This window comes from Wolbachia endosymbiont of Ostrinia scapulalis (assembly GCF_023559145.1).
Lineage (GTDB): Bacteria > Pseudomonadota > Alphaproteobacteria > Rickettsiales > Anaplasmataceae > Wolbachia.
Map to the genome: position 1 here is coordinate 505427 of NZ_CP096926.1, position 13357 is coordinate 518783.

A 13357-nucleotide genomic window follows, 5' to 3' on the forward strand; every position below is an offset into this window, starting at 1 on the left:
TCCCACAGTATCTGGGCACTGGGATGACAATCGAATTACTTATTCTCTTCTTTATTATCCATGTCTTGATAATCAGAATCTACTACTTTTTCTTCCTCATTATTTGTTGTGGATGAGCTTTCTCCACCTTGTTGTTGTTGAGATTCCTTATACATAGCTTCTCCAAGTTTCATAGATAACTGAGAGAGGTTAGTAACTTTCTGTTGTATTGAATCAGCATCATCAATGTTGTCAGATTTACTCACTTCCTTTAACTCATTAACTGCATTTTCAATAGCAGATTTATCTTCTGGAGAAATTTTATCACCATATTCTGTTAGAGATTTTTCTGTAGAATGAACTAAACTATCCGCTTGATTCTTCACTTCAATAAATTTCTTACGCTTTTCATCTTCTTGTGCTTTTTCCTCAGCTTCTCTCACCATCCGATTTATTTCATCCTCCGATAAACCACCTGAAGACTGAATACGTATTTTTTGCTCTTTTCCAGTAGCTTTATCCTTTGCAGAAACATGCGCTATTCCATTTGCATCTATATCAAATGTCACCTCAATTTGAGGAACCCCGCGAGGAGCAGGTGGTATTCCTTCTAAACTAAACTGACCAAGCAGTTTATTATCAATCGCCAATTTTCTTTCACCTTGATGTACCTTAATTGTAACGGCTGTTTGGTTATCTTCTGCAGTTGAAAACACCTGAGATTTTTTTGTGGGAATAGTAGTATTACGTTCAATAAGTGGAGTGAACACTCCCCCTAGAGTTTCAATACCAAGAGAAAGTGGAGTTACGTCAAGTAGTAACACATCTCTTACATCACCTTGAATAATTCCTGCTTGTATTGCAGCCCCAATTGCTACAACTTCATCAGGGTTAACTCCTCTATGTGGATCTTTGCCAAAGAATTCTTTAACTTTCTCTATGACTTTTGGCATACGAGTCATGCCACCAACAAGAACTACTTCACCAATTTGACTAGCAGACAAACCAGCATCTTCAAGAGCTTTTTTGCAAGGAATTATAGTCCTTTCAATTAAATCATTCACTAAACTTTCAAGCTTTGCTCTTGTTAGCTTCATATTTAAGTGTTTTGGGCCACTTGCATCAGCTGTAACAAACGGTAGATTTACTTCTGTTTCCATTGCACTTGACAATTCTACCTTTGCTTTTTCTGCAGCTTCTTTGATTCTTTGCATAGCCATTGGATCGTTTTTCAAATCAATGCCATTACTTTTCTTGAATTCACCCAGTAAATAATTTACTACTGCATTATCGAAGTCTTCCCCTCCAAGGTGAGTATCACCATTTGTAGCCTTTACTTCAAAAACTCCGTCACCTATTTCAAGAACTGAAACATCAAATGTACCACCACCAAGATCATACACTACTATTGTGTGTCCGTGCTTTTTATCAAGACCATAAGCAAGTGCTGCAGCAGTTGGTTCGTTAATTATTCTGAGGACATTTAATCCAGCAATTTTTCCTGCATCTTTTGTTGCTTGACGTTGAGAATCATTGAAGTACGCCGGCACTGTTATCACAGCATCCTTTACTTTTTCCCCAAGATAAGCCTCAGCTGCTTCTTTCAGGTTTTGTAGTATAAATGCACCAATTTGACTAGGAGAGTATTCTTTACTATCAGTTGTTTTAACCCATGCATCACCATTTTTTGCTGCAAATACCTTATACGGTACACCTAGATTCTTCATTTCAGGATCGCTATATTGGCGACCTATCAATCTCTTAGTTGCAAAAAAAGTATTATTTGCATTGGTAGTTGCTTGCCTTTTTGCTGGAGCACCAATCAACCTTTCTCTAGACGAAGTAAATGCAACTATAGACGGAGTAGTTCTTGCTCCTTCTTTATTCTCGATTACTTTTGCATCCTTGCCTTGCATTATTGCAACACAAGAATTTGTTGTTCCAAGATCTATACCTATTGCTCTTCCCATAATGAATACTCCCTTTTAAATATTATCTGATGTAAAATATATAAGTATAAAACTCGTTAATTACAAGTCCCGTTTAGTTGTTAGAGCCCAAAAGGCGCGAAAGCCATTTAGTTAACCAAAAGTTGCCCGGTAGTTTATCTGAACTACCAGCTTCTTTATCCCTGCTATTCACAATTTGACATCCAGAATTCTGCAATGGCTTATAATCATTAAAATTAATATGGTCTCCTTGCTTTAAAATAAATGTATCTGCATCTAAACTATTATCAATACTAACATTTAATGTAATATTGAACTCTTTTTCGATTGTAGAAACCATATCACGCTTATTATTAAAAATGTGCGCTATAACTGCACTGCGTGCTATTAAATCAAAGGACTTATTTTGATTTTTATTAGCAATATGTTGCAAATCCCTTAGTATCGATGCAACAACCACTTCGTTTGATTTCACTCTTCCAATACCTTTACAGCGTAAGCACTCTGTAGTATTAATTTCCTGTATATTTGGTTTAATTCTTTGTCTTGAAAAGACCATTAAACCAAAGTCATTGATAAAGCTAAATTGAACTTTAGCTCTATCATCTTTAAACGCCTGCTTGATAGCAAATTCAACATTTTTGCAATACTCAAGTTTCAACATGTCAATAAAATCAACAACTATTAACCCTGATAAGCCCCTGAGATTCGCTTGCCTTGATATTTCAGATAATGCCTCCATATTAGTTCTATAAGCTGTTTTTTCTATGTTATCTTCTCCTGTCATTTTCCCTGAATTTACGTCTATTGAAACAAATGCCTCAGTTAAGGTTATCACCAAAGACCCACCAGATGGTAATTCTACTCTATTGCTATATAATTCAGAAATTTGATCTTCGACTCGATAGTAAGTAAAGATTGGAACAGAACCTCTATATAATCTAGGACGTAATTTTCCTTGTAACACATTTTTAGTGTATTTTCTTACCGCTTCACAAACTTCTCTATCAGATACTATAATTTCTGTATCATTACTACAAAAGTCACGTACAGATCTCATAACTACATCTGCTTCGTTGTAAATTAATGATGGAACATTTAAAGAAGAGAAGTTTTGCTGGATATCTTGCCATAATAAGGTCAAATTATCGTAATCTTGCTCAATTTCTTTCTTACTTTTTCCTGCACCAACAGTTCTTACTATTAAACCTGAGCCTTTTGGTAAATTTATTGAATTTAATATATCCTTTAACTGTTTTCTAACGTTGGTATCTTCAATTCTGCGAGATACTCCACCCCTACTTATGGAATTGGGCATGAAAACACAGTATCTACCAACCAAAGTTACGTATGTTGTAAATGAAGCTCCTTTATTTCCTCGTTCTTCTTTAGTTAATTGAACCAATAACTTTTGATTTACTGAAATCACATCTTGTAACTTATATTTTCTATGTAAAGGTACCTCCCTCACAAAACCACTGCTGGATTCATTACTAGCTGTAGAATCTAGGCCTTCTTCTGTGCAATTATCATTTGAACAGTCCACATCGCTCGAATAGCCTGCGTCAGGGAAAATTTCCTTCTCTTTTTCTGGAATATTAAAGTAATTTAGAGATATCTCAGAAAAAGACAAAAAACCTTGCTTATTTTTTCCATACTCAATGAACACGGCCTGCAAAGCAGGCTCTATACGCTTTACATAAGCAACGTATATATTACCTCTTAATTGTCTTTTTTCCTTGAATTCTTGTTCAAACTCTACAACCCTACCATTAACTAGTAGGGCAACCCTTACCTCGTTAGAACAGGTAGTACTTTCTATCAATAATAACCTTTTGCCATCACTTGCCACTTATTTACCGTCTGCTTTTCATTCTGAAATGTTCTTATACTACTTAATATATTATTGATTGTCAAGAATTTTGCGACCTGCATTATTGGGTTGACTTTCAGTGTTTTGCGTTCTAAACTTGCATAGAATTTATTATATCACTACAATTATGGCGAAAAAAAATGCTTCTTTGCTTGTCAAGCTAGTTAGCACCGCAACCAAAACAACAAAAACTGGAGAAGAGAAACTAACAGGCTATTTTTGTGTAAAAAAACGTAATCCTAAGAACCTTCCCAAGAAGCTCGAGTTTAGAAAGTATGACCCAGTGGTCAGAAGACACGTATTATTTAAAGAAGAAAAATTAAAGTAAGTATATTATCATGCAAAGCTTACAGCTAAAAGGAGTGTAGCTTATTGCTCACTAGTTATACTGTTTTGCATTAGAGAAAGTCTATTTGAGGTTTTGAAAGATTACGGTAACTTGTATAAGTTATGGGGATTGAGCCACCTGAATAAGGGCTGAAAATGGTAGCGTTTTTGTCCTGATCTGGCCTTTTTATTGCTTAAATGGAAAAAAGTCATTAGAAAGCTTGGCAAGTGTAGAAGTTTTAGTATAAATTTACTGTTTTTAATGTACACTAAAGGTACTAGATAGGCTACTTCTTTTTATTTTAAAAAATTACCCACAGTATTATGTATAAATGCACATAATTATAGTTCTTATAGTATGTTCTTACTAAAGAAGTCGAAAGTGCCCCTATAAAAATTAAAGGTCAGTTATCAACAACTTAGTTCTTCAATTTATTAAATAAGACTTGATCTGACACTTTAAATGATCCAGATAGTCTATATACCATCACACTCTGTGACCATACACTTAGAGGTTGTTCACAAACTTTTGAATTCTTTTGTTAAACTTTTACAGAAAAAAATTGCTTGCGCATATTTTAAATCTGACTATAATCATATTCAAAGATATTTTAAGAGCTCAAAATCTATCTTTATCTGCAGACTTTTTTCATTAAACAATCAAACTCATTAAAAAATGTGGCGTATCTTCTTCAGCGTACGTGGGTGCACACACATACTTAATCTCTGTCGTATGTGCGCCGCACTTTTTTTCTAATCTTTTTTACACAGGAGGATTTTATGTCCAGTATGCCAGATACTTGATCTTTACTTTAGCTAAAAACCAATAGGCGCCTATGGTTTTTATAAAGAAAGTTTAGAAAATAACCAAAAACCACTTGCCATAAAAAGTAACTATATGAGTATAATATTCACATTTATATGTTAATATAGATATAATAAGATTAAGGAGTATATTATGGTAAAATTTACACAAGATTCTGCTTCATTGACAGTGCATGGTGTTGATTTACTTAATTTGTGCCACAGACAGTGTGAAAATAAATACGAGGGTAATGATTTCTTGACAAAAATTAATAGATCTTGGTGTAAGGCTGACTGTAATAGAAAATTAAAAGCTCCTGAACACCATTCACCAGAAAAAGTAACACTTAGTGAACAGTTAACAGATATTGCAAGTAATCTCCGTTTTGAGAGCATAAAATTATCGCTTATATCAGATGAAATAGACAATTACAATTCAATGTCTTTTTAATTAGAGTAAAAGAAGATATTGGTTATCTTCTTTTTTTTATACGATTATTTCTATAATTAACTACTTGAAATTAAGTTCGTTCAGGCAAGATAATTATGAGTAAAAATAGCAGATGCAAGTAGCTGGCACACAGCTGTACGAGCATTCATTTTTGAGGGCATAGCAAATGGTGTCATTCAAGTAGCTGACATTGGCTTGCCCTAGTCTCATCAAGAACGTTGTGCTTTAACATAATATTTTTATGCTTACCAACTTAACTGAATCCCAGACTGGGATGATATACTTCTGGTAGATAATGTCGGTATAGTTGTGATTGGAATAGAAAACACTAAGTTTGCAATGCTATCTGAATAGATAAAAGAACTCATTACTCAGTGAAACAAGACTTGAAATTTTGTGCAATGCTGCTGATTATATCTAGATATGCATCCTTTCCAGGCTCTACATCTGATCCAATAGGATCAAGAATCACCATTTTTACGTCACTAGAAAAGACATTAGGCTTTATGCTATCCTCTCGTGAATGAGAAACAATACATTTAACGTTTTCCTCTTTCATTACCTTTTTTAATTTCATTAAACTCTTCATACCTATGTAAGAATCCTCTTCTATAGAAAGAACGGCGCTTGGGTAACTTAAATCAAAATATTTTTCGAAATATTGATAAGCATCGTGAGTAACTATGTATTTTTGATTTTTTAACTCATCCAATTCTTTCGTAATTTTTTCTACTTCTTGGTCTATCTTTCTTATAGCCTCCTCTGCGTTAGTATTGTATCGATAGGCATTTTCTTTATCTATATTAGATAATGTTGCACTGATAGAAAGTATCATACTTTTTGCATTTTCAGGACTCAGCCAAATATGCAAATCTTTTTCATCTTGAATGTGACTAGAAAATGAATGTGGTCGAGCAGGAAGTAGATCGATTGCACTTGATAGCGGTATTAACTTCTTATTTTCTTTAGCGAAAGTTTTAATGAATGTTTCCAAAGAATCATCGATATAAAATATAATATTACTAGATTCTAATTTACTTGCGTCTGAAGGCCTGAGCATGTAGTTATGTTCAGACACTACTTCGTACATTAGTAGTTCTGGCTTTGAAATTCCATCTGTAACAGAAGCTACAAGTGAGTGTATAGGTTTGATTGTAGCTACAATTTTTAAATTGGATGAAAAGGCACTATTGTAGTATAATGTAAATAAAAGTAATAGAAAAAAAAACAGTAAATGTCTCATATAAATGTTGAGAAGAAGTCAATTTTTGCCAAAAAATTAAGTGGTGTCAATAACTGCATTCTAAAAATAGAAAACCTTACTCTTTCATACGGTAATAAAAAAGTTCTTGATAATATCAACATATCAGTACAAAGAGGAGATATAGTTACAATACTTGGTCCAAATGGCGGAGGTAAAACCTCTTTAGTGAAAGCAGTTGCTGGTATAAATAAAGGTTTTATTGGAAGTATTGTATTCGCTGACAATATAAAAATTAGCTATATGCCACAAAATTTTAGTATTGGTAATTTGATGCCAATAACAGTTGAGTCTTTCCTTTTCAATAGCTCCTCGAAGAAATTGAAGAAAAATCAACCCATTGTTACAGAAGCAATAGAATTGGTTGGTATCGGTAACATCCTAAAAAATCAAGTATTAGAAATCTCTGCAGGACAAACACAATTACTGCTGCTTGCACGCTGTTTAATTTCAGAATCTGATTTGATCATTTTAGATGAGCCAGTCAGTGCAATGGATATTAACGCACGAGCTAAATTTTATGATATTATAAATAAAATCGCAAAAGAACGATCAGTATCGATTCTCATGACTTCTCATGACCTTAACTCTGCTCTACCATCCTCAGATTACATAATTTGCATAAATAATACTATCTATTATCAAGGTAAACCTGATGAAATTATGGAGATAAATGAAATATTTGGCAGTTACGCAGCGAAATGATTCAAAATATTCTACGTCTTCTGCAAATAACTACAGTGCTAACACGCTACAATGTGTTACCTTATTTACTTCCACCATCAAAAAAATCAATAAATAAAATACAAGGTCATAAACTAAAGCGTGCTCTTGAAAGATTAGGTCCGGTGTTCATTAAATTTGGGCAATCCATTTCATCACGCACTGATATTTTAAATGAGGACATAACAAATAACTTGCTATTGATATGTGATAGATTGCCATCATTTTCGTATAAAATAGCAGTTAAAACTATAGAAAGTGAGTTTAATTGTAAATTAAGCGACATTTTTTCAAGTTTTTCTGAAAAGCCAATTGCAGCAGCATCAATTTCTCAGGTGCATAGAGCAGTTACAATTGAGGGTAAGGAAGTTGCTGTAAAGGTTTTGAGGCCAAATATTGAGAAAACATTCTCAAGGGATATAAAAATGCTTTCTTGGCTTGCAGAAATTGCAGAAAAATTTAGCGAACAATCAAAAAGGCTGAAGCCAGTTGAATTAGTCAAAACTTTTGCTGAAATTTGCCGATTAGAGTTAGATCTACGTTTTGAGGCTGCCCACTCTTCGGAACTGAAGGAAAATACTAAACATGACAGAGGTTTCTACGTACCTGAAATAGATTGGAGTAGAACTTCAAAAAAGGTTTTAACATTAGAATGGATGGAAGCTATACCAATATACGAAGTTGAAAAGCTGAATAACCGAAAGCAAATAGCTATCAATCTTATAGAATCTTTTTGTAATCAGGTATATAGGGATTGTTTTTTTCATGCTGATATGCATCCTGGAAATTTAATGATCGATAGTAATAACAATATTATTGCCCTGGATTGTGGAATCATGGGTAGAATAGATCGTGAGACATGCTATTACGTTATAGAGATACTCAAAGGCTTTTTAAATAGGGATTATGATCACGTTGCAAAAATGCACTTTAGAGCCGGTTATGTTCCATCACAGCATAGAAATTTTGTTACAGCTTGCAGAGCAATAGGTGAGCCCATTGTTGGACAGCCTATACAGAAGATTTCATTTGCTCGATTACTTACTCAGCTATTAAAAATAACTGGTGATTTTGATATGAAAGTTCAAACACAATTGTTATTGCTGCAGAAAACTATGATTTTATTAGAAGGAACATGTAGGAAAGTCTATCCAGAAATCAATATGTGGAAAGTAGTTGAAACATGGATAAACAGTCAACATGAAAGTAAAATAGGGTATAGGGAAAAAATTAAAAGCTCTTATCCCATCAAAACAATCCAAGGAATATTTAGCCTTATAGAAAAATTAAACCTAATAGCTGACAAAAAATTACAGGTGAAAAATAAATCAAATGGAAAAGCCTACTTTTTACTTTGGTCTGTAATTATAATTCTCATCGTTAAACTTTTAATTTCTTGAACTAAAAGATAATAAAAGCAAGTTTACAACAACTATTTAAGTCTTGAAACCACTCAGGTTCACATTCACTCGAATTATCAAGGTATTTTCAGGATGTATAAAACTTTCAGTAGAGTTTAGAGAAGAAGTAAAAACCTTAACTCTATCTTAAACTGATAACATTACCAAATTCAGTGCTTGTCACATCACTCAGTACTGTACTTGCTTTATATGAACAGTAGCACCCAATTGCAATGAAAACAGATGCAGCTACAGCAAGTGAAATACATATTTCTAAATTCGATATTGTTAAACATGTACCAACAGCAAACGCTCCAGATAACACAAAAGAAGCAGAGGCATAGTTACTTTGCCTTCTATTATAAATGTTTGCTTCTGAAAGTTTTCTGTTTTTGTTCTTTAAGTCTTGATTTTGAGCTTGAAGTTCTAATCTCTCTTGCCTAAAATCCCTTTCTAACTGTGAAATTTTGTTAGTGTCTCTTGTTCTTTCACTTACGGCCTTATTCAGCTCTTGCTCTTTTTTTCTAAGTTGAGTTTTTGTTCTTTCAAACTCATCTCTAAGGTTTTCAAGTTGACTTTTTTCTCTAGTAAGTCGAGCCTTTGTTCTTTCAAGTTCATTTCTAAGGTTTTCGAGCTGCTGCAACTCTCGAGCAATAAACTCATCGTTTATTGCTGGTTGAACATTATGTGTATTTGCTACAGGTTGCTCTGCACTTGTAGGGAATTTTTCATTTAGATATTCTCTGACAGGATTAAAACTTTTAAGCACCTCAATAACAATTTGATCATTCATAAAGCAATTATTTTCTACTAATTCTTTTACATCATCCAAATCTTTTCTATTAATAGCATCAGTTAATCGCTCCTTCATAACTTGCTCAATGATTTGCTTCAATCGTGAATTTTGCTCTATAGCTGGTATTGGCTTTATTTGACTAAAATCTAGCTCCTTATGTTTTAAAAGTTTAGTCAATACTTCTTCATTTTCTTGTGTTATTCCTTGTAAACATGATTTGATAATCAGGCTAAGTGGTGTTTCTATTTCTCCATTTGAATTTCTTTTCCAACAATTAGGGTTGAGTTCTTGATTCAATAGTCTTTTTGCTTGGTCAATATTTCTGTTAGAAAGAGCATTTAATAATTCTTTTCCTGTTTTTGCTTTTTGTATTTCTATTATCAAATACTTAGCACAACTTGTTCTAACAAATTGCTCAGGATTTTGAAAACTTTTATTTTGTAGATAAATACTTATTCTCGGATGACTTAGTAAGAGTTGTAACACTTTCTTTTGAAGAAAACACATTGCTAGATGCAAAGCTGTATTGCCATCACGTTTTTCATGAATATTAACATCTATGCTTTGGTGAAGTAGAAGTAACCTAATCATACTCTGATATTCTTTCTCTGCTCCAGAGCCTGAAGATAAATTACTAATTATAGATATCAAAGGTGTCATGCCTTCTTCATTAAACGTATTAACATTCGCACCTTCTTCCAGAGCTCGCTCAAAATCTCCTAGATTTTCATCATAAATAGCTTCAAATAATTTTGTTGTTGATTGTCCTGAAGTTGTTTGATTTTGAGCTCGTAATCCTACATCACTAACAACCCTTCTTCCAAAATCTACATTACTTCTCGAAAGCATACTAAATTCTCCCCAACCTATAATTTATTGACATAATTATAAAAAAACAAAGAAAATTGCAAGTAATTTAGTTAAAAATTTTAGAATTAATTATGATTCCAAAAACTTTTCCGCATCAAGTGCAGCCATGCACCCTGTTCCTGCGGCAACTACTGCCTGGCGATATACCTTATCTTGAACATCACCAGCAGCAAACACCCCTGCCCTACTGGTTAGAGTTGTTCCAGGTTTCGTAATTATATAACCTTGCTGATCCATTTCAACAAAGCCCTTAAAAATACCTGTATTTGGTGCATGCCCAATTGCAATGAACACTCCATCTACTTTCAATTCCTGGGTTTTATTGATGTCTGTTGATTTAATTGTAATGCCAGTAACTTTTTTAGGATTTTCTTCTCCAAGAATCTGCTCTACGGTATGATTCCATATTACCTTTATCTTATCATTTTTAAAGAGCCTGTCTTGCATTACTTTCTCTGCTCTTAACTTATCACGCCTGTGTATCAGTATAACTTTCTTAGCAAATCGAGTTAAAAATATTGCTTCTTCAACAGCAGTATTTCCACCACCAACCACAGCTACAACTTTATTTCTAAAAAATGCACCATCACAAGTTGCGCATGCCGAAACTCCGTAACCTTGAAATTTCTTTTCACTCTCCAGGCCAAGCCACTTCGCTTGCGCACCAGCTGCGATTATAATTGCATTCGAATAGTAGTCACTAGCATTACCACAAGATCTAAATCTATACTTATTAGAATCCTCAAGTTGTTCAACGCTTTTTATTTCGTCATCTATTATCCTTGCCCCCACCTTCTCTGCATGCAACCTCTTTTGTTCCATGAGTTCTGGACCTTGTATAGAAATAAAACCTGGATAGTTTTCAACATCCGTAGTAATTGTAAGCTGACCACCAGGTTGCATTCCTGTTACTACAATTGGCTCTAAATTTGCACGTGCTGCATATATAGCAGCAGCATAACCTGCTGCTCCAGATCCAATAATAAGAACTTTTGTACTCAATTTATAATTCTGCACTGTGTGAGTTTAGATAATCAGCCACTCCTTCATCGCTTGCCTGCATTGCTGGCTTACCTTTTTTCCACCCTGCTGGACATACTTCACCATGCTCTTCATTATGTTTTATTGCATCAATAATTCTAATAAACTCATCGATATTACGCCCTAAAGGAAAATCATTTATCGATTGATGACGTACAACAAACTTATCATCAATAACAAAAGTTGCTCTTAGTGCAATTGAGTCATCATATAAGACCCCATAGTCTCTTGATATAGACTTTTTGATATCAGACACTAAATTGTAGCTAACCTCTCCAATACCACCATCATTAACTGGAGTGTTTCGCCATTTATAGTGTGAAAATTTTGAATCTATACTTATTCCTATCACTTCAACATTACGTTTTGAAAAATCTTCTATTTTGTTGCTAAATGATATCAACTCAGTTGGACAGACAAAAGTAAAATCAAGTGGATAGAAAAAAAGGACAGCATACTTATCCTTTATATGTTTACTTAAACAGAAATCATCAACTATTTTTCCACTAGCAAGAACAGCCGAAGCAGTAAAATCGACAGCGGATTTTGTTACAAGATTCATAACTAACCTATTCATTCTTAATATTTATAATTTTATACCTTGATACATTTACATGCAAGTTTTCTTTAGCCCCAATCCTATAAAAACTTCCTCTTATGGCTGTAAAAATGTTATGATAAGAGCTAATTTTTATGAGTAGGGAAATACCCAAATATTACTATCTTTCACCTTTTCTCCCTTCAAATTTTTTAACCATTTCTTTTACACTTACATTCGTGGAAGGTAAATTTTTGCTGGCAAGATGGTTGATCGAAGATTTTTTATTCCCCACTGGAAATGAAAGAGATTGTTTTCTCTTCACACTGATATCCGTTTGTGTTACTGAAGCAGTTTTGTTTTCAGCAGGCAACACGTTCTTTACTTGATTTCGCTCAAATCTTTCTTTTAATGCCTTTACTTTACTACTCTCGCGAGTCACTTCTTTTTTCATAGCAACTACTAGTACTTTTGGTCCATCAGCTTTTTTTGCTGATTCTTTACCATCTTGATTTTCAGATTTTAGTGGTAGTGTAGGGCTACTCTCAGCTGATTTTTCCACTACTATTTTTTGCTCTGTGCTTACTTTTTCGCCTAAATCTTTAGGCTTTGGTGGTACTGCAGGTTTATCTTTTTTCGGTTCTTATCTAATTTTTTGATTGATAGTAAACATTTTCTCTGGTACTTGTGGTACTCTTGGTGGTTTTGGTGGTGCAAGAGATTGAAGTTGTTGTTTCTTCCTATGTTCTCTTTTTGCTTCTATATGTTCTTTAGAGATTGTTGCATAAATCGGCTCTTCTTTAATTGATTGTAGATTACGCAAATCTTTTGTTAAAGATTTACTTTTTTCCTCTTGATAATTTGATATTTCTTCATACTCAGGATCTTCGTTTAATGAACCTCCATAACCTGAATCTTCTCGCTCATATAAGAGATTTTTCTTTTGCTGTCTATTTTCTAAATTTATTCCATATGACCTATATTTATCTTGACTTCTTTCTATTCGCTCTAAATCTGAAATTTTTTGAATAACATCTGTATATTCGATTGCTGTTCTAGCAGTTGAAGGAGGCAATTTATCTTTTATAAAATTACTTATATTCCTAATCGAAACATCTCTTCCTAATATTCTATTGAATATCCTAAGAATTAATGGCTTTTTATTTGCCTTCTTTATACAATTATTCAAGTCATCACGTATAACAAGCTTAGCTACATCTTCTGCCTTATCTGTAAAACCCTCTAAAGCATGAGATAAATCTGTTACTGTTTTATCATATTGTTTCTCTGAATTTCCTAGCTTTATAGCTTTGATCAGAGAATCAAGATTTTTTTATAATCCTCA

The 13357-nt window shown here is 33.5% G+C and carries 12 protein-coding genes; 4 read left to right on the forward strand and 8 right to left on the reverse strand.

The genetic code is table 11. The annotated features are described in order from the left end of the window. Nucleotides 1–35: 35 nt before the first annotated feature. Both dnaK and M1L26_RS02595 read right to left on the reverse strand, forming a co-directional pair. Entirely contained in the window at nt 36–1949 is a 1914-nt protein-coding gene (dnaK, locus tag M1L26_RS02590; protein ID WP_250120367.1) for a molecular chaperone DnaK, read from the reverse strand. A gap of 73 nt (nt 1950–2022) precedes the next feature. Then, nucleotides 2023–3780: an Rne/Rng family ribonuclease gene (locus M1L26_RS02595; RefSeq protein ID WP_211908302.1), complete on the reverse strand. Its 1758-nt coding sequence runs from the start codon at nt 3778–3780 to the stop codon at nt 2023–2025. A gap of 148 nt (nt 3781–3928) precedes the next feature. Between M1L26_RS02595 and rpmG the strand changes: the two genes are divergently transcribed. Both rpmG and M1L26_RS02605 read left to right on the forward strand, forming a co-directional pair. Next, nucleotides 3929–4129: a 50S ribosomal protein L33 gene (rpmG, locus tag M1L26_RS02600; RefSeq protein WP_012481745.1), complete on the forward strand. Its 201-nt coding sequence runs from the start codon at nt 3929–3931 to the stop codon at nt 4127–4129. A gap of 957 nt (nt 4130–5086) precedes the next feature. After that, nucleotides 5087–5383, forward strand: a complete 297-nt coding sequence (locus M1L26_RS02605; protein ID WP_211908300.1) for a hypothetical protein — start codon at nt 5087–5089, stop codon at nt 5381–5383. A 367-nt stretch (nt 5384–5750) separates the two neighbouring features. Here the strand turns inward: M1L26_RS02605 and M1L26_RS02610 are convergent, their stop codons facing one another. Continuing rightward, a complete protein-coding gene (locus M1L26_RS02610; protein ID WP_211908298.1) occupies nt 5751–6626 on the reverse strand; it encodes a zinc ABC transporter substrate-binding protein in 876 nt (291 codons plus the stop codon). Here M1L26_RS02610 and M1L26_RS02615 point away from each other — a divergent pair. Both M1L26_RS02615 and ubiB read left to right on the forward strand, forming a co-directional pair. Then, on the forward strand, nt 6618–7349 hold the full coding sequence (locus M1L26_RS02615) for a metal ABC transporter ATP-binding protein (protein WP_211908296.1): 732 nt from the start codon (nt 6618–6620) through the stop codon (nt 7347–7349). The genes M1L26_RS02610 and M1L26_RS02615 overlap by 9 nt on opposite strands. Next, nucleotides 7346–8767: a 2-polyprenylphenol 6-hydroxylase gene (gene ubiB, locus M1L26_RS02620; RefSeq protein ID WP_019236358.1), complete on the forward strand. Its 1422-nt coding sequence runs from the start codon at nt 7346–7348 to the stop codon at nt 8765–8767. Before M1L26_RS02615 ends, ubiB begins: the two co-directional genes overlap by 4 nt. Nucleotides 8768–8909: 142 nt before the next feature. Here the strand turns inward: ubiB and M1L26_RS02625 are convergent, their stop codons facing one another. From M1L26_RS02625 to M1L26_RS02645, 5 genes are all read right to left on the reverse strand, one after another. After that, nucleotides 8910–10412, reverse strand: a complete 1503-nt coding sequence (locus M1L26_RS02625; protein WP_250120368.1) for an ankyrin repeat domain-containing protein — start codon at nt 10410–10412, stop codon at nt 8910–8912. Nucleotides 10413–10502: 90 nt separating this feature from the next. Then, nucleotides 10503–11450, reverse strand: a complete 948-nt coding sequence (gene trxB / locus M1L26_RS02630) for a thioredoxin-disulfide reductase (protein WP_211908290.1) — start codon at nt 11448–11450, stop codon at nt 10503–10505. Beyond that, nucleotides 11437–12036: a peroxiredoxin gene (locus M1L26_RS02635; RefSeq protein WP_250120369.1), complete on the reverse strand. Its 600-nt coding sequence runs from the start codon at nt 12034–12036 to the stop codon at nt 11437–11439. Before M1L26_RS02635 ends, trxB begins: the two co-directional genes overlap by 14 nt. A 157-nt stretch (nt 12037–12193) precedes the next feature. After that, nucleotides 12194–12574: a hypothetical protein gene (locus M1L26_RS02640; protein WP_250120370.1), complete on the reverse strand. Its 381-nt coding sequence runs from the start codon at nt 12572–12574 to the stop codon at nt 12194–12196. An 81-nt stretch (nt 12575–12655) separates the two neighbouring features. Further along, entirely contained in the window at nt 12656–13201 is a 546-nt protein-coding gene (locus M1L26_RS02645; RefSeq protein ID WP_246433209.1) for a hypothetical protein, read from the reverse strand. Nucleotides 13202–13357: the final 156 nt, after the last annotated feature.